Annotated in this window: 17 protein-coding genes; all 17 read right to left on the bottom strand. The window is 47.3% G+C overall.

What is annotated here, in order from left to right:
• Positions 1-1,047: an aspartate-semialdehyde dehydrogenase gene (gene asd / locus GLV97_RS07625; RefSeq protein ID WP_160835651.1), complete on the bottom strand. Its 1,047-nt coding sequence runs from the start codon at positions 1,045-1,047 to the stop codon at positions 1-3.
• Between the two features lie 103 nt (positions 1,048-1,150).
• The gene (locus tag GLV97_RS07630; RefSeq protein WP_160835650.1) at positions 1,151-1,747 is read right to left on the bottom strand and encodes a dipicolinate synthase subunit B; all 597 of its coding nucleotides are present in this window, start codon (positions 1,745-1,747) and stop codon (positions 1,151-1,153) included.
• The gene (gene dpaA / locus GLV97_RS07635; RefSeq protein WP_160889434.1) at positions 1,744-2,640 is read right to left on the bottom strand and encodes a dipicolinic acid synthetase subunit A; all 897 of its coding nucleotides are present in this window, start codon (positions 2,638-2,640) and stop codon (positions 1,744-1,746) included. The genes GLV97_RS07630 and dpaA overlap by 4 nt, the downstream gene beginning before the upstream one ends.
• Positions 2,641-2,750: 110 nt before the next feature.
• Entirely contained in the window at positions 2,751-2,984 is a 234-nt protein-coding gene (locus GLV97_RS07640; RefSeq protein WP_160835648.1) for a YlmC/YmxH family sporulation protein, read from the bottom strand.
• Between the two features lie 12 nt (positions 2,985-2,996).
• Entirely contained in the window at positions 2,997-3,917 is a 921-nt protein-coding gene (locus GLV97_RS07645; protein ID WP_160889435.1) for a polysaccharide deacetylase family protein, read from the bottom strand.
• A 142-nt stretch (positions 3,918-4,059) separates the two neighbouring features.
• Positions 4,060-6,186 carry a polyribonucleotide nucleotidyltransferase gene (pnp, locus tag GLV97_RS07650; RefSeq protein ID WP_160835646.1) on the bottom strand — a complete coding sequence of 709 codons (2,127 nt, stop codon included), beginning with the start codon at positions 6,184-6,186 and terminating at the stop codon, positions 4,060-4,062.
• 116 nt (positions 6,187-6,302) lie between these two features.
• Entirely contained in the window at positions 6,303-6,572 is a 270-nt protein-coding gene (rpsO, locus tag GLV97_RS07655; protein ID WP_128522718.1) for a 30S ribosomal protein S15, read from the bottom strand.
• 128 nt (positions 6,573-6,700) lie between these two features.
• Positions 6,701-7,579: an adenylyltransferase/cytidyltransferase family protein gene (locus tag GLV97_RS07660; protein ID WP_160889436.1), complete on the bottom strand. Its 879-nt coding sequence runs from the start codon at positions 7,577-7,579 to the stop codon at positions 6,701-6,703.
• 24 nt (positions 7,580-7,603) lie between these two features.
• The gene (truB, locus tag GLV97_RS07665; protein ID WP_160889437.1) at positions 7,604-8,500 is read right to left on the bottom strand and encodes a tRNA pseudouridine(55) synthase TruB; all 897 of its coding nucleotides are present in this window, start codon (positions 8,498-8,500) and stop codon (positions 7,604-7,606) included.
• 65 nt (positions 8,501-8,565) lie between these two features.
• The gene (gene rbfA, locus GLV97_RS07670; protein ID WP_160835643.1) at positions 8,566-8,916 is read right to left on the bottom strand and encodes a 30S ribosome-binding factor RbfA; all 351 of its coding nucleotides are present in this window, start codon (positions 8,914-8,916) and stop codon (positions 8,566-8,568) included.
• A gap of 27 nt (positions 8,917-8,943) precedes the next feature.
• Positions 8,944-9,222: a DUF503 domain-containing protein gene (locus GLV97_RS07675; RefSeq protein ID WP_160835642.1), complete on the bottom strand. Its 279-nt coding sequence runs from the start codon at positions 9,220-9,222 to the stop codon at positions 8,944-8,946.
• Positions 9,219-11,276 (bottom strand): translation initiation factor IF-2, encoded by a 2,058-nt coding sequence (infB, locus tag GLV97_RS07680; RefSeq protein ID WP_160889438.1) that lies wholly within the window; start codon positions 11,274-11,276, stop codon positions 9,219-9,221. The genes GLV97_RS07675 and infB overlap by 4 nt, the downstream gene beginning before the upstream one ends.
• A gap of 7 nt (positions 11,277-11,283) precedes the next feature.
• A complete protein-coding gene (locus tag GLV97_RS07685; RefSeq protein WP_027954245.1) occupies positions 11,284-11,598 on the bottom strand; it encodes a YlxQ family RNA-binding protein in 315 nt (104 codons plus the stop codon).
• Positions 11,595-11,870, bottom strand: coding sequence for an RNase P modulator RnpM (rnpM, locus tag GLV97_RS07690; RefSeq protein WP_160840276.1), 276 nt, complete (start codon positions 11,868-11,870; stop codon positions 11,595-11,597). The genes GLV97_RS07685 and rnpM overlap by 4 nt, the downstream gene beginning before the upstream one ends.
• 14 nt (positions 11,871-11,884) lie before the next feature.
• Complete coding sequence (gene nusA / locus GLV97_RS07695) at positions 11,885-12,988, bottom strand: transcription termination factor NusA (protein ID WP_160835638.1); 1,104 nt, start codon at positions 12,986-12,988, stop codon at positions 11,885-11,887.
• 13 nt (positions 12,989-13,001) lie between these two features.
• Positions 13,002-13,475 carry a ribosome maturation factor RimP gene (rimP, locus tag GLV97_RS07700; RefSeq protein WP_160840275.1) on the bottom strand — a complete coding sequence of 158 codons (474 nt, stop codon included), beginning with the start codon at positions 13,473-13,475 and terminating at the stop codon, positions 13,002-13,004.
• Positions 13,476-13,799: 324 nt separating this feature from the next.
• Positions 13,800-18,092 carry a PolC-type DNA polymerase III gene (locus GLV97_RS07705; RefSeq protein ID WP_160835636.1) on the bottom strand — a complete coding sequence of 1,431 codons (4,293 nt, stop codon included), beginning with the start codon at positions 18,090-18,092 and terminating at the stop codon, positions 13,800-13,802.
• Positions 18,093-18,146: the final 54 nt, after the last annotated feature.

Below are 18,146 nucleotides of genomic sequence, written 5' to 3' on the forward strand. Positions count from 1 at the left end.
TTACAGCCATTGATTAGCAACGAGACGCTCTGCTATCTGAACGGAATTCCATGCGGCACCCTTCAGAAGGTTGTCAGAGACGACCCACATATGAAATCCTTTTTCATGGTCAAGATCTTTGCGGACTCTTCCTACAAACACATCTTTCTTACCGGCTGCCGTCAGCGGTGTCGGATATGTTTGTGTCGAAGGATCATCCTCAAGTGTCAGTCCCGGCGCCTGATCCAGGAGATCCTGAATATTCTGAACGGTCACACCGGACTGTTCCACTTCAACATACACGCTCTCTGCATGGGAAGTAAAAAACGGAAGACGAACGCACGTTGCAGCAACGGATAGATCCGGGGCATGCATGATTTTCTTCGTTTCATTGATCATCTTCATTTCTTCAAAGGTATATCCGTTTTCCTGGAAAACGTCAATTTGCGGCAGGGCGTTGAAGGCGATCGGGAAATGCTTCTCATCCCCTTTGACGGGAAGGATTTCCGCTTTTAAATCTTCGCCATTCAAAAAGTCCATGGACTGTTCCCGCAGCTCATCAGCTGCTTCATTCCCCGCACCGGATACCGCCTGGTAGGTGGAAACGATCACACGGCTGAGGCCGAGCTGCTTTCTCAGCGGTTCCAGTGCAGCAACCATTTGAATCGTCGAACAGTTCGGATTGGCAATGATTCCTTTATGATTTTGGATATCCGCTTCATTCACTTCCGGTACAACCAGTGGTACACCTTCAGCCATTCGGTACGCACTTGTATTATCAATCACGACGGCGCCTCGGTTTACAGCTTCAGGGGCGAATTTCTTGGAAACCGACCCTCCGGCGGAGAATAATGCAATATCCACATGATCAAAGCTTTCAGGTACAGCTTCCTCCACGGTATATTCTCTGCCTTTAAATGTTAACTTCTGTCCGGCTGACCGGCTGGAAGAAAGGAGTTTGAGTTCTCCAATGGGAAAATCCCTGTCTTCCAGAGTTTCGAGCATTTTCAAGCCTACCGCTCCGGTTGCTCCTACGACGGCTACATTGTATTGGTTTGTATCATTCATCTTCGGCACCCTTTCTTCACTGATTTATTGTACGAATAGTAAAACATGTCACTATTTTTGTTATTTTATCATAAATGGGAGAATCACTGAAAAGAAACTTTTATTAATTTGGATATCTTTCTATTAAAACCGGCTGGAGCTGCTTTCCTTCCAGGGCCGCTTCAATGGTTTGCGGGATTTTTGTCATATCGGCTACAAGAGAGTTCGGCTTTTTATAAGGGTGATCCTGACCAAGCGGAACAAAATAGATGTTCTTTGTAGCCATTAAGCGCATCACATTAATCCCATTCAATCCCAGCGCATCGTTTGTAGAAACAGCTAACACCACTGGGCTTTCGTTTCGAAGGGTCGCTTTAGCCGCCATCAAAACCGGGGAGTCCGTTAAAGCGTTGGCCAGCTTACTTGTTGAATTTCCGGTTAATGGAGCGATGACCATACAGTCCAGCGGCCGCTTAGGTCCGAGAGGCTCCGCATCCGGAATAGTCATGATCGGCTTTTCACCAGTAATTTCTTCAATTTTCTTCAAGTGGTCGGCGGCTTCTCCGAAACGCGTATCCGTTTTCTGTACCGTATAGGACAATACCGGCACAACGACTGCCCCCATATCCACCAGTTCCTGCATCACCGGGAAAACCTCATGATACGTACAATGGGAACCGGTTAAACCGAACCCAATTACTCTGCCTTTTAAATTTGTCATGCTTCATTTTCCTTTCTGGAATGATCCTGGATCAGTCTGGAAACTACATCAGCAATGATCCGGCCAGCTGTTTTCGGTGCCACAATGCCGGGCAGTCCCGGAGCCAGCAGTGCTCGAATTCCACGTTTATCGGCGTACCGGAAATCCGTTCCGCCCGGCTTGGAAGCAAGATCTAAAATTAAAGCATGCGACGGAAGCTGCTTAATGATCCCGGGTGTGACAACCTGGGAAGGAATTGTATTGATCAGGATGTCACAAGTCATATCTCTGCCATCCAGACGGTTCATGTCAAATGGGACCAGCCCCATTTCATGGACCCTGGCTGCACTGCTCGTTGTTCTTACCCCGACGCTGACATCTGCACCTAAATGATGAAAGGTCCGTGCGAGACTCATCCCTACACGTCCGAGTCCAAGTACAGTCACCCTCGATCCATGAATGGTGAAATCTGTATGCTGGATAACGAGCATCAATGTTCCTTCAACGGTAGGAATCGAATTGTAGATCGCTACATCATCCCGGTCCATGAGAGGAATCAATTTCCTGTTCGAACTTTCTGCGAGATCATGTAAATGTTCGTTGGCGATTCCGGTGAAAATCTGACAGTGAGGAGGTGTCTTCTTTAACCATTCTTCCTTCAATTGAATCAACTGATTGGAGAAGATTCCCTCTATATTTCCATTCCCATCCGTGCCAGGTACGGGAAGTATGATGGCATCGAGCTGTTCCACCTGCTTACTATCAAAATCAAGATCGACAGCTTCCCTGAAACTTTCATTCAGTTGGTCGAATCCTGCAAGATAAACGGCAGCACCCCATTCATTAAGCTTACGTATAAGCTCAATCTGCCGGGCATCGCCCCCAATAACTGCTATATGGTATCCTGTTAGCATCCCGGATGTCTCCTTTTTCTAATGTCTTATCTCCTTGTATCCTATGCCGGAACGTGGAGTTAGTGATTTCAACCACTAACAAAAAAAGCCGCAGCATAAGCTGAGGCTTTTCATTTCCTTTTCAATAGAATGGTATGCTCGCCGATGGTTTGAATCTGTTCCCAATCGATCGTCAATTCCTTGTTGGAAGACCCTATCCCAATTAAGCCGTGATTTAAAATGACCAGTGAAATGATCCGACCGGAATCCGGATCAATGATCAAATCCGCCCGGCCTAAAACCCCCAGTTTTTCTCCATTTTCCACATCAATGACTTCTTTCTTTGCCATAGCTTTCATTCTCATCCGCTCGGCCTCCTATCTTTCTTCACTTAACATCTTCGGCAGGTCAGAGATCTGCAGTCCCTTTTTGCGGATCCCTTCAATCAGCTGCGGCAGACTGTCAACGGTCACCTGTGTAGGGTGCATCAGAACCGTTGCCCCGTTATGTACTTTGTTCAGCACCCGGTTGACAAGGACGTCTTTAGAGGGCTTCTGCCAGTCGATCGTATCAACGGTCCACAGAATCGTTTCCATTCCGAGATCATCTGCCGCCTCCACGGTTTCCATGTGAAAGCTGCCGGATGGAGGAGCGAAATATTCAATCTTCTGCTTCGTTAAGGCAAAGAGAATATCATCGGCCTGTTTTAAGTTATCAGCTGCTTCGGCTTTAGACATCCTCCCCATATCCTTATGGCCATACCCATGGCTTCCAATGGTGTGACCCTCCTCTTCAATCATCTGGATTAAATGAGGAAACTCATCTGCAAAAGCTCCATCAATAAAAAAGGCCGCTTTCGCCTGGTGTTTATTAAGCAGATCAACCATTTCAGGAATATACTCCTCGCCCCACGATACATTGATTAAAAGGGAAACGGCTTTTTTGTCCGGGTGCCCCCTGTAAACCGGTGCCGGCGGCAGGTCTTCAAGGGACACATCCGGCCTTGTCATTTTATACACTAAATGTTCTTCTTTATAGGTTCCATCTTCTTTCATCTTCTTATATGAAGCCTCAACATCTACCTCACGCCCGTAAATCCCCGGCGTTTTTTTCCAGACCGAATCAATAACAGCATCCTCAGCCTTCAACTCATGTTTGTCTTTTTCATTCACGATTTTCTGGTAAAGGGAGCTTTCTTTATAAACAGGTACGTCTTTTTCCACCGTAAGACCAGCAAGTCCCACACCCGTTATAAAGGAAAGGATAATTATACAAGCCGCAGCCGTTCGGAATTTCATGGACAATCCCCCCTGTTATCATCGTATGGGAGTGGCCCGGATATTAGACCAGTGAAAGCCGTCACTCCATCTTGTCCATCGGTTTTTGGTAAAAAAGACAAAAAAAAAAGAGACTGGCAAGCCAGTTTCTTTTCTTTAGTGTTTAGGATTGTTCGACATTGGATTCCTGTTCTTTTTTCTCATCAATCAGAACAGCTTTACGGGACAAATTGATTCGCCCCTGATTGTCGATCTCTTTTACTTTTACTTTGATAAAGTCTCCGATGGATACGATATCCTCCACTTTACCAATGCGCTCTTCAGCCATTTCGGAAATGTGCACGAGTCCTTCTTTGCCTTTGAATAATTCAACAAATGCGCCGAACTTCTCAATACGCTTCACCTTTCCATTGTAAACTTCGCCGACTTCAACTTCGCGGACGATGTCTTCAATGATTTTTTGAGCGGCTGCATTCATGCCGGCATCCGTGGATGAAATAAACACGGTACCATCCTGCTCAATATCGATTTTAACACCTGTATCATCAATGATCTGGTTAATCTGCTTTCCGCTTGGTCCAATGACGTCACGGATTTTATCAGGATTAATTTTCATTGTCATGATTTTCGGTGCATGCTGAGAAAGCTCAGAACGAGTTTCAGGAAGAGTGGCCAGCATAGACTCAAGAATTTCCATACGGCCTTTTTTCGCCTGGGCCAGTGCTTCCTCAAGAATTTCGCGTGAAAGGCCGTCGATCTTAATGTCCATCTGCAGCGCCGTTACACCTTTAGCTGTACCAGCTACTTTAAAGTCCATATCTCCAAGAGCATCTTCCATTCCCTGAATATCTGTAAGGATTGTATAATCTTCTCCGGATTTTACAAGTCCCATAGCGATACCGGCCACCGGTGCTTTAATCGGTACACCTGCATCCATCATAGCCAGCGTACTTGCGCAGATACTCGCCTGGGAGGTGGAACCGTTGGATTCCAGCACTTCAGATACGAGACGGATCGTGTAAGGGAAATCATTTTCTGATGGAATAACAACTTCCAAGGCACGTTCACCAAGAGCCCCGTGTCCGATTTCACGACGTCCAGGTCCGCGGATCGGGCCTGTTTCCCCGACAGAGAATTTAGGGAAGTTATAGTGGTGCATGAAACGCTTGGATTCTTCGAGGTCAAGTCCATCAAGAATCTGTACATCTCCAAGAGCACCTAGTGTACACACGCTCAACGCCTGTGTCTGTCCACGTGTGAACAATCCGGATCCATGCGTACGCGGCAGGAGTCCTACACGTGAGGACAATGAACGGATTTCATCGACGCCGCGGCCATCCGGGCGGATTTTATCCTTTGTAATCAGGCGGCGCACTTCTGTCTTCACCATATCGTCCAGAATGGAACCAACCTGCTTGAGTGTTTCTTCATCGGCTTCCTGCTCTTCATACAGGGCTGTAATGTCGGATTTCACCTGATCAATAGCAGCTTCACGGGCTTTCTTCTCTTCTGTTTTAATTGCATCAACAAGAGCATCTGACGCCTGTTCTTCTACTTTTGCTTTCAGTTCTGCATCAAGATCGAACAGCTGCACTTCCATCTTTTCACGGCCTGCTGCTGCCACGATCTCTTCCTGGAAGGCTACAAGACGTTTGATTTCCTCATGTCCGAACATGATGGCTTCGAGCATGTCTTCCTCGGAAACTTCCTGTGCTCCCGCTTCGACCATGTTGATGGCATCTTTCGTACCGGCAACAGTCAAGTCGATATCACTTTTCTCCTGCTGGTCCACCGTCGGGTTGATCACATATTCACCGTCAACACGGCCGACAATGACACCGGCAATCGGGCCTTCAAATGGAATATCTGAAATTCCAAGGGAAATGGACGAACCGAGCATAGCGGCCATTTCGGATGAACAATCCTGATCCACACTCATCACGGAGCTGATCACCTGTACATCATTTCGGTAACCGTCAGGGAATAACGGACGAATCGGACGGTCAATCAAGCGGGAGGCAAGAACTGCCTTATCACTTGGACGCCCTTCTCTTTTAATAAAGCCGCCTGGAATTTTACCAACGGCATATAAACGCTCTTCATAATTTACGGTTAAAGGGAAAAACGGCAGGTCTTTCGGCTCTTTAGAACCTGTTGCCGTAGAAAGCACCGTTGTATCACCATAATGGATGAGTGCTGCGCCATTCGCTTGTTTCGCCAGTTCTCCAATCTCTACTGAAAAAGTACGGCCGGCGACATCAATCGAAAACACTTGTTTTTCTTCTGCCATAAAGAACTAAACTCCTCTCAATAACTCTAATTCAACTGAAGGGACTATTGTAAGTTTACACCCTTCTGTATGTAAACATACAGAAAAAGCGGGAATACTCCCGCTTTTTCCATTCATTAACGGCGCAAGCCAAGGCTCTTGATTAACTCGCGGTAACGTGTAATGTCCTTATTACGAAGGTAGTTCAATAGGTTACGACGCTTACCTACCATTTTAAGCAGTCCGCGACGGGAGTGGTGGTCCTGCTTATGAGCGCGCAGGTGCTCGTTCAATGTCGTGATCTGCTCAGTAAGTACAGCAATCTGTACCTCTGGAGAACCTGTGTCGTTGTCGTGAGTTTTGTACTCATTGATTAGTTCCTGTTTACGTTCCTGTGTGATAGCCATGTTGACTACACCTCCTGTAAATATTTAAGAATTCCCATTCCCCGAGCGGTCGTCGGAGTTACGAACCGCCAAGCGAAGGTTCCATATTAAAGAGTACAATTTTTTGAGGCGAAATGCAAGAGAAACCCTTATTCTAAGCCGAAAAATCTTTGGATATCCTCTTCTCCGTCCTCATCCGGCCCTTCAGCCCGGGACAGAAATTGTATACACGCCGCTGCCTTTGGTTCTATTGGAAGCTCACCAAGAAAAGCGGCCGTCCAGCACACATGATGTTCCCTGCCGCTTCCGCGCTCCGAAATAGTCACAGCGGCGGACAAAGGTTTCCCTTGAATGAAGATTTTACTGTAGTAAACCCCTGCAGGTGGAAACAGATACTCGTCAGAAGGGAAAAACCGAATTTTCCGGCTGCTGTCCGGCCCGTCCACTTCCCCCTCTACGGAAAAAGGTCTCCCCAGAAGATGGTTGACCGCCGTGATGTTTCCTGTTTCCAACAGTTTCCGAATTCTCGTCGAACTGACTTTTTCCGTATCCTTCTCAACTTTGGCTACCGTAGTCTGGGTAAAACGTCCTTTAGCGTAATGAGGGAGGTCCTTCATCGTTCCCTTTCCTTTGTGGCCGAATGTAAAATCAAATCCGGCTGCCACGTGCGTCACCCGCAGCGATACAAAGAAATGTTCCACAAAATCCTGCGGAGAAAGGGCTGCCAGTTCCTTATCGAAGGTTACAACGAACAGATAGTCCACCCCCATACCGCTTAAGATCCGTTCTTTTTCCTGAACAGGTGTAATGTAGGAAACATGCGGACGTCCCTTTCCCAGTACGACAGAAGGATGAGGATCAAACGTCATCACGGAGCTGCTTACCCCCGTGCGTTCAGCTTCGTTCACCGCTGTTTCTATAACCTTTTGATGGCCTTTATGGACACCGTCAAAAAAACCGACGGCCATTACGTTGGGATCGGGAACCGGAAAATCAGCAGATTGATAAGTTAAGTAAAAGGTCTCCACTGCAGTCACCCGCTTTACAAAATTTTAAAATACCCGCACCGGCTTGATATATCCCGGCTTTGTAGGATGCTTTTGATAAACAGCCGCAACTTCCTGTTCATGCTGGATCGTAAATGTGTCGGCTGTTAAATCACGAGGTGCATCAAGGACACGGCCGTGCTTCACCATTTCTCTCGTTTCTTCGTCTACATCGATCGACGGAAGGTGAGTGAGCCCTTTAGAGAGCGGCAGCAGCAGGTCGGCAGCACGGTTTTGATCTGCCGCTTCCTGAACAGCATCGAAAGTGAAGCAGTCCTCCTTATGAATATCCCCTGTCTCCGTGCGAATAAGGCTTTTCATATGAGCCGGAAAGCCGAGCGCTTTTCCGATATCCACACAGAGCGTACGGATGTACGTGCCCTTTGAGCAGGCGACGCGGATGCCGAATGAATAAGTATCCTCCTCAAGAGACGCATCATAGGAAGTCATATGCAGTTCACTTATGTATACCTTTCTGGAAGGGCGTTCAATCGTCTTTCCTTCCCGTGCATATTCGTACAGTTTCTTTCCGTCTACCTTGACGGCCGAATACATCGGAGGCGTCTGGGTGATTTCTCCTGTAAAATCAGCGAGGACCTCTTTAATGTCCTGGACTTCCGGCTGCTGCTTCAGCCTGCCTGTTTCTACAGTCTTTCCAGAGGCATCTTCTGTGTCTGTCGCATACCCAAGGGTAACGACGGCTTCATAGACTTTCGTTGTGTCGGTCAGAAAAGGAACGATTTTCGTTGCTTTTCCGACACACAGGGGGAGCACCCCTTCTACATCCGGATCCAGTGTCCCCGTATGTCCAATTTTCCTCGTTTTCAGCATGCCGCGGGCCTTACTTACACAATCGTGGGAAGTAAATCCTTTCGGCTTCCACAATGGCAGAATTCCATCCATACGTCCACCTCCTGAATCCTCATTTTATCAAAGATAAATCCGTGCTGGAGCAGCACGGATTTATATCAGCTTTCCGTATCGTTAAGGTCGCGGAGGATCGTTTCAATACGGTTTCCTCTTTCAACAGCTTCGTCAAACTCAAACATAATTTCAGGGGTCTTCCGAAGTCGGATCCGCTGCCCGATTTCAGAGCGGATGAACCCTTTCGCTTTGGCAAGGCCTACAAGCGTATCATGCTTTTGTTTGTCGTCCCCTAATACGGAAATATATACTTTTGCCTGCTGCAGGTCACCAGTTACCTTCACTTCGGTAACCGTGACAAAGCCTACGCGGGGGTCTTTGATTTTCTTGCTGATGATGTCACTCATCTCTTTTTTCATCTGCTCCCCAACGCGGCTGGCACGTAAATCGTTCATGTTCATTCACCTCTTCCAAACAAAACATCACAGCCATTCAATCTGTGTTTCCGTCCGTTCAATTTCCGGAAAAGAATCGATGAAAGTAAGCGCCTGCTGCATCGTCTGCTCAGCTATTGTTTTATCACTGGCAATCGTGACCAGTCCGAGACGTGTACGCTGCCAGAGGTTTTGAAACTCAAGCTCACTGACAGCGATATTGAATTCATTGTGCAGTCTCGTTTTGATCCTTTTCAATACGGCACGCTTATTTTTCAACGACTGCGCATCATAGATTAAGCAATCCACTTCTGCGCTTATTATCATTTGCGCTCAATTTCCTGCATTTCATAAGGTTCAATAATGTCACCGATTTTAAGGTCATTGAAGTTCTTGATGGTAATTCCACACTCATACCCCTGTGCAACTTCTTTCGCATCATCTTTATAACGCTTCAGGGCATCAATTTCACCTTCATATATAACGACGCCGTCACGAATGACACGGATGCCGGAGTTGCGGGTGACTTTACCGTCAGTAACGTAAGAACCGGCAATGGTACCAATCTTGGATACTTTGAAGATTTCACGAACCTCAACCTGACCGATGATTTTCTCTTCGAATTCAGGGTCAAGCATCCCTTTCATCGCTGATTCGATCTCTTCCATAACTTTATAAATGATGTTGTGAAGACGGATTTCTACATCCTCAGATTCTGCTGCTTTTCTAGCATTCCCGTCGGGACGTACATTGAAACCAATGATGATTCCGTTGGAAGCGGAAGCCAGATTCACGTCAGATTCTGTGATCGCGCCGACACCCGTGTGGATGATCTTCACCTTCACGCCTTCCACTTCGATCTTCTCAAGAGATCCGGCCAATGCTTCTACAGAACCCTGGACATCTCCTTTAAGGATCAAGTTGATTTCCTTCACTTCGCCCTGCTTAATTTGGTTGAACAAATCGTCCAGGCTTACTTTAGCATTTGAACCACGGCTGACTTCCAGCTGCTTTTGAGCACGGGCTTCACCAATGGAGCGGGCTTTCTTCTCGTCATCAAAGACAAGGAAACGGTCTCCAGCCTGCGGCACATTGTTCAATCCGGTAATTTCAACAGGAGTGGATGGTCCAGCTGTCTTGACGCGGCGTCCAATATCGTTGACCATCGCTCTTACACGACCCCATGTGTTTCCTACGACAACGGAATCGCTGACGTTCAGTGTACCATTTTGAACGAGCAGGGTGGCGACAGGTCCGCGCCCTTTATCAAGCTCTGCTTCAATGACAGTTCCGTACGCGTGACGCTCAGGGTTGGCTTTTAGTTCTTCCATTTCAGAAACGAGAACAATCATTTCCAGAAGCTCATCAATTCCTTCTCCCTGAACAGCGGACATTTTAACGAAAATCGTTTCCCCGCCGTATTCTTCGGAAATAAGCTCATATTCCATAAGCTCCTGCATGACACGGTCCGGGTTGGCACCTTCTTTGTCCATCTTATTGACAGCAACAATGATTGGTACTTCTGCTGCCTTGGCGTGGCTGATCGCTTCTTTTGTCTGCGGCATCACTCCATCATCAGCTGCAACTACGAGGATGGCAATATCCGTTACCTGAGCACCACGGGAACGCATGCTTGTGAAAGCGGCGTGTCCAGGAGTATCAAGGAACGTAATCTTCTTATCATTTTCTTCAATCTGATAAGCACCAATGTGCTGGGTAATCCCGCCGGCTTCCCCTTCTGTTACCTTCGTATTACGGATCTGGTCAAGAAGTGTCGTTTTCCCGTGGTCAACGTGGCCCATGATTGTTACGACTGCCGGGCGCTCACGCAGATGTTCCGGTTCGTCATCGAAAGTCATGTTCTCGATATCAGTTTCATCAACTACGACTTCTTCTTCGACTTCTACACCGAATTCTTCGCAGATCAGCTCAATGGATTCCGGCTCCAGTTCCTGGTTTTTTGTTGCCATAACGCCAAGGAACATAAGCTTCTTAATGATTTCAGAAGAATCCTTGCCGAGTTTTTCCGCCAGTTCACCGACAGTTAAACTGCCGACAAAAGTGATTTTCTCAGGCAGCTGTTTCTTCGGCTTTTTCGGAGCCTGCTGCTGGGAAGAAGGCTTTTGTCTTCTCTGGTTATTGCCGCGGGATTTTTGGTTCCCCTGCTTTTTGTTGTTCGGCTTGGAGTTTCCACTCTTGTTGTCCTGTTTCTGCTTGCCGGCAGATTTACCAAAGGCTTTATCGAGTTTTTCAGCCGATCCGTCTTCTAATGTAGACATATGATTGTTCACTTCAATGTTCAGGCTTTGGAGTTTCTCAATCACTTGTTTACTTGATAGTTCATTCTTTTTGGCATATTCGTATACGCGCATTTTACTCATATATCTTTCACCCCCGAATAGATTCATCGAGCAGCGATTGCAACTTTTTCGCAAATCCTTGATCCAGAACTGCGATCGCGACTCTTCCTGCTTTCCCGACGGCCTGTGACAGAACTTCCCTGTCATCCACCTCGTAGCAGGGTACTTGATAAAAGCTGCATTTATCTGTCAGCTTTTTCTTTGTTTGTTTTCCAGTATCATTGGCAATCAGAACCAGCTTGGCTTTCCGCTTGCGGATGTCCTTGACGATGGACTCTTCCCCAAACGTGCACTTCCCGGCACGGACGGCAAGGCCGATCAAATTCAGGTAACTTCCGCTCATGACGGGTCAGCCTGAACTTTGGATTTAAGGTCCGTATACACGTCCTCGCTTACAGAAGCCTTCAAATGACGGTTCAGCAGCTGCTGTTTTTCTGCCTGCTCAATGACATCAAGACTCTTGGTTACATAGGCACCACGGCCATTCATCTTTCCAGTGTCGTCCACAAATACCTCTCCGTCTTTATTGCGGACGACTCGGATTAACTGCTGCTTCGGAAGCATTTCCTGTGTAACCACACATTTCCGAAGCGGCTGTTTCTTGGAACGGGTCATTGTCTTCCCCCTCCTTAATCCTCTAATAGATCTTCATCAAAGTCATCACTTTCATCTTCCGGTGTTTCAGAAAGCAGACCTTGTTCCCGTGCTTCACTTTCGCTCTTGATATCAATTTTCCAACCCGTCAGCTTAGCTGCCAAGCGGGCATTCTGACCCCGTTTTCCGATAGCCAGGGAAAGCTGATAATCAGGAACGATGACCGTTGTCGCCTTATCTTCCTCGTCTACAAGAACCTCGACGACTTTGGAAGGACTCAGCGCATTGGACACATATTCAACAGGATCTTCTGACCACTGAACAATATCAATCTTTTCACCTTTTAATTCATTTACAATGGTTTGGACACGCTGACCGCGCTGCCCTACGCAGGAGCCGACCGGATCAATTTCCTGATCTTCTGCGTATACAGAGATTTTAGAGCGGTCCCCGGCTTCACGGGCTACACTCATGACTTCCACAGTGCCATCATAAATCTCAGGTACTTCCATTTCAAACAAACGCTTCAGAAGTCCCGGATGGGTTCTGGATACGTAAATATGAGGCCCTTTGTTACTGTTTTCCACCTTCGTCACGAACACTTTCAACCGATCGTGAACTTCATAGGTTTCGGAAGGCATCTGCTCACCTTCAGGAAGGCGCGCTTCAATTTTACCCAGATTCACATAAACAAAACGTGGATCTTTTCTCTGGATGATCCCCGTCATGATATCTTCTTCACGATCAACGTACTCCCCGTATATGATGCCGCGCTCGGCTTCACGGACACGCTGTGTTACAACCTGCTTGGCCGCCTGAGCTGCGATCCGGCCGAAGTCCATCGGTGTAACCTCTACTTCAATAACGTCTTCGACATCGTAGTTTGGATCAATGCCATTGGCTTCCTCGAGGGAAATTTCCTGTTGAGGGTCCATCACTTCTTCTACGATTTCTTTCCGGGCCAGTACTCTCATCGTACTTTCCTCTTCATTAATATCCACACGGACATTGGTTGCGGAATTGAAGTTTTTCTTATACGCAGAGATCAGGGCTGCTTCCAGCGCTTCCAATAATAGATTTTTGTCGATGCCTTTTTCCTTTTCCAGATAATCCATGGCATCAAATAGTTCACTACTCAACGATTTCTCCCCCTTAATTAAACGTAACAGCTAGGTTCGCTTTGGCTATTTTTTCATAAGGAATTTCCAACTGTTTTTTTCTTGTTTTTATACGGATTTCTACGACAGCTGTGGATTGTTCGAAAGACTTCAATGTCCCTTCAAACTCCTTCTCCCCATCAATTGGTTCATACAGCTTCATATAGACATAATTACCGGTATACTTCTTAAAGTCAGCTTCCGTTTTCAACGGGCGTTCCGCTCCTGGAGAAGCAACCTCTAGAAAATATGGGATATCGATAGGGTCTTCTTCATCCAGCTTTTCACTTAGCTGCTCCGACACTTGACCGCATTCCTCAATATCAACGCCGCCCTCTTTATCAATAAAGACGCGCAGATACCAGTTCTGCCCTTCTTTTTTGTATTCGATGTCGACAAGTTCCAAATTCATATCATCCAAGATTGGCTGGACAAGACGTTCCGCTACGGATGTCACATGATCACTCATGCTTTTCCCTCCTTTGGCCTGTTCATTGTTTAGTTTCCTTAGTATTAGATGATTGGGCTGATTTCATTTAAGTACCAGGGCTTTCCAGTCACAGAGGCCACGAGAAACCGCTATGACATGGATCATAGCGGTTTCTCTTCGCGGGCATAAAAGACCCCTGCTGCATTGAAAAGTTTCCACAAAAGTAAGAGCCTGAAATATGACAAAAGAGCGGGTTACCCCACTCTTTCGGCGTTCCTATCGCTCTTCTCACCATAAAAAATATATCACAACTGCCTGTGGTTTGCAACCGGAGGGCTGTTCACGGATGAAAACCATGCCGCCCTAAAAAAGAGACAGCTGGTTTTCATCCGGCATTCCTTCAAGACAACCGAAGTTATCCAGATATTCCAGCACCGTTTTGGAGATCCGGCTCCGCTCTCTTAAGTCCTGTTTGGAAAGGAACTCCCCTTCTTCGCGGGCCTGAACGATGTTAATAGCAGCGTTGGTACCAAGACCATCAACCGCATTGAATGGAGGAATCAGCTGATTTCCCTCCACGAGGAAGTCAGTCGCGCTTGATTTATACAGGTCCACGTTTTTAAAGCTGAACCCGCGCTCACACATTTCAAGGGAAATTTCGAGCACAGTCATCAAACTTTTCTCTTTCGGTGTGGCATCAAATCCTTTGCTCTGAATTTCATTCATACGGGCACGGATCGCGTCGGATCCCTTCATCATCGTTTCCAGCTCGAAATCGCTGGCCCGGACAGTGAAATAAGCCGCATAAAAGAAGATCGGGTAATGGACTTTGAAATAGGCGATCCGGACGGCCATCAGAACATAAGCAGCGGCGTGTGCTTTCGGGAACATGTATTTGATTTTCTTACAGGAATCAATATACCAGTCCGGCACTCCATGCTTTTTCATTTCTTCAATCCATTCATCCTGGAGGCCTCTTCCCTTCCTCACAAATTCCATGATTTTAAAGGCAAGGGATGGATCAAGACCCTTATGCATTAAATACACCATGATATCATCACGGCAGCCGATAACCTCCGGCAGTGTACAAATGCCGTCATTGATCAGCTGCTCCGCATTGCCAAGCCACACGTCAGTACCGTGGGAAAGGCCTGAAATGATGACAAGTTCAGCAAAGGTTTTAGGTTTTGTATCCTCAAGCATCTGTCGTACGAACCGTGTACCGAATTCCGGTACCCCAAGGGTTCCGGTTTTACACATGATCTGTTCCGCCGTTACTCCGAGAGCTTCAGGGCCGCTGAAGATCTTCATAACTTCAGGATCGTCGACAGGAATCTCCTTCTGGTCGATGCCGCTCAAATCCTGAAGCATACGGATAACGGTCGGGTCATCGTGTCCGAGGATATCCAGCTTAAGAAGGTTATCGTGAATGGAGTGGAAATCAAAGTGCGTCGTTCTCCATTCAGACTTTGTATCATCTGCCGGATACTGTATAGGAGAAAAGTCGTAAATCTCCATATCATCCGGGACGACGATGATCCCTCCAGGGTGCTGTCCGCTCGTCCGCTTGACGCCTGTGCATCCATGGACAAGCCTGTCGATTTCCGCATTCTTATAATGGAGCTGATGATCACCCGCATAGCCTTTCACATAGCCGTAGGCCGTCTTTTCAGCGATTGTACCAATGGTTCCGGCACGGTAGACGTTGTCTTCCCCGAACAGCTCTTTTGTATAGTTGTGTGCATGCGGCTGATATTCACCTGAGAAGTTCAAGTCAATATCCGGGACTTTATCCCCCTTGAACCCAAGGAAGGTTTCAAACGGAATATCCTGGCCGTCTTTCTTCAAAGGTGTCCCGCATTCAGGACAGTCTTTTTCTTCCAGGTCAAACCCACTACCTACAGAACCATCTGTAAAGAATTCGTTGTACTGACACGACGGGCAGACATAATGAGGAGGCAGCGGGTTAACTTCGGTGATTTCTGTCATCGTCGCCACAAAGGACGATCCAACAGAACCCCGTGAGCCAACGAGATAGCCGTCCTCCAGGGATTTTGTAACGAGCTTCTGAGATATGAGATAAATAACCGCAAAACCGTTCCCAATGATACTATCCAGTTCCTTCTCCAGCCGGTCTATGATCAACTGCGGCACATCGTCCCCGTAGATGCTTTTCGCCTTATTATAGGACATATCACGGATTTCCTGATCAGCCCCTTCAATATTGGGCGTGTAAAGGTCATCCTTCACTGGAGAAACTTCCCCGATCATATCGTTGATTTTATGCGTATTCGTCACGACCAGTTCCTCCGCCTTTTCTCTGCCAAGGAAGGAAAGCTCATCAATCATTTCGTTCGTCGTCTTAAAGTGCACCTCCGGCAGGGTTTGTCTGTTCAACGGGTTTCCGTTCTGAGACGAAATAAGAATCTGCCGGTACTGCTTTTCATGCGGCTCAAGATAGTGGGTATTCCCTGTTGCAACAACCGTCTTACCCAGCCGCTCTCCCAGAGCGGTCAGACGCTTAAGAATATCAAGGATCTGCGCTTCTGTCTGAACGAGGTCTTTTTCAACAAGGTGATAATAGTTCCCCGGAGGCTGAATCTCAATATAATCGTAGAAATCCGCCACTTTCTCAGCTTCTTCTTCCGATTTCTGCATAATCGTTTCAAAGACTTCCCCTTTATCACAGCCGGATCCGACAAGAATACCTTCCCGATACTTTTTAAGCAGGGATCTTGGAATCCGCGGCACACGGTAGAAATAGTTCACATGTGCTTCAGAAACAAGCCGGTAGATGTTTTTCAAGCCGGTGCTGTTCGTCGCCAGCAGTGTGGCATGGGACGGCCTTGAGCGTTGATATGCCTTCCCTTCACCCATGTAGTCGTTCAGATTCTGGTGATTGGTTATTTCCCTTTCCATCGCTCTTTTCAAAAGCTTCCACAGAAGATAACCAGTCGCTTCAGCATCATATATAGCCCGGTGGTGCTGGGTAAGCTCAATATCGAACTTCTTACAAAGGGTATTCAGCCGGTGGTTTTTCAGCTCCGGGACGAGAAAACGAGCCAGTTCCAAGGTATCAATGACCGGATTCCCGGCTTTCCCTAAGTCGATCGCCTGATAGCCGGCATTCAAGAAGCCCATGTCAAAGCTTGCGTTATGGGCAACGAGAATGTCGTCCCCAGTCCACGTATAGAAATCCTTCAACACTTCCTCAATCTCAGGCGCATCCTTCACCATATCATCAGTGATGCCTGTCAGATCGATCGTCGTCTGGGAAAGCGGATGGTGAGGATTGGCGAAGGATTCGAAGCGGTCGACAATTTCTCCCCCTTGAATCCGCACGGCTGCCAGTTCAATGATCTTGTCATAAACAGCTGATAAACCAGTCGTCTCTACGTCAAAAACAACATAGGAAGCTTGTTCTAACTCCCGGTCCTGTTCTCCATAGGCGATCGGCACCCCATCATCAACCAGGTTGGCTTCAACACCGTAAAGGATTTTCACCCCATTCTTTTCCCCTGCACTGTGCGCGTCAGGATACGCCTGCACGACGGCGTGATCGGTGATGGCAATCGCTTCATGCCCCCAGTCCCCTGCCTGCTTAATCAGACGGGAAGGAGATACTGGAGCGTCCATAGCACTCATCGTCGTATGGGCATGCAGTTCTATCCGTTTCTTCCCTTCAGGCGCTTCATCCTGACGAAGCTTCGGCTTCACTTCATTGATATCGTTAGCCATCATCGTCAGTTCATTGGTGAAGCTGTCTGTTTGAACGCCTCCCCGGGCTTTGATCCACATGCCCGGCTGGACGAGCTTGAACATATCAGCGTGATCATCTCCGCGGGAGAACATTTTGATAGAGAAGGAGTCGGTATAGTCCGTGACCTTCAACAGCAGAAGGTGCCGGCCGGAGCGGAGCTCCTTCACTTCGGCATCAAACACATACCCCTGGACAGCGATGCGCTTCTCTTCTTCCTGAATTTCCTCCATAGGAATGATGTCATCCTGGATTTTATAGCCGATCTCAATCGGCCCTTTAGGCTTTTGATCGTCTTTATCCTTCGCCCGTTCTTCCTGTTCTTTCACTGCCTGCTGCACTAGGATTTTATCTTCTTTCTGCCGTTCTTCCTGAAACTTTTTGATTTCCTCTTTTTCATGTTTCACCTGTGTGGATAAAACAAAGGCAGGAAGACCTGCCCGCTGGGCATACTGCTTGAGCGGTTCCTCCAGCTTTTTCTGTACGGCATGACTTTCAGCTAAATTCCTGCAGGTTAACATAATCTTATTTCCGTTAACTTCTGGTTGTTGTTCCAGCAATAGATCTTTGTACCCCGGGGTCAAATTGGTCAGCGTCTTAATAAAGTTCTGCCAGTACTCTACAATATCTTCCTGGGGCAGCTCCTTATTGTCTGCCTCAATTGTCCAATCGATTTCGGCAATGGCACGAAAAGCATGGATCAACTTACTTGTGAACAGCTCATAAATCGAAGGCGGAAGCGGCCTGGGCATGGCAAAATGAAAATGCCACGCTTTCTTTTCCTTGAAGACCACAAGCTTCTGCATCCGGCTTTCTTTGAAATGAGGTTCAATCAGATTATGAGGAAACTGGATCTGCTCCAGTAAATAGTGCATCTTCTCCTGACTGTTCACACTCAACGTGATTCCTCCCCTTACCATAAGGACCAAGCTCATTCATGGAAATACCCTTGC

This window comes from Halobacillus litoralis, from assembly GCF_009856355.1.
In the GTDB taxonomy this organism is placed as follows: Bacteria; Bacillota; Bacilli; order Bacillales; family Halobacillaceae; genus Halobacillus; species Halobacillus litoralis_B.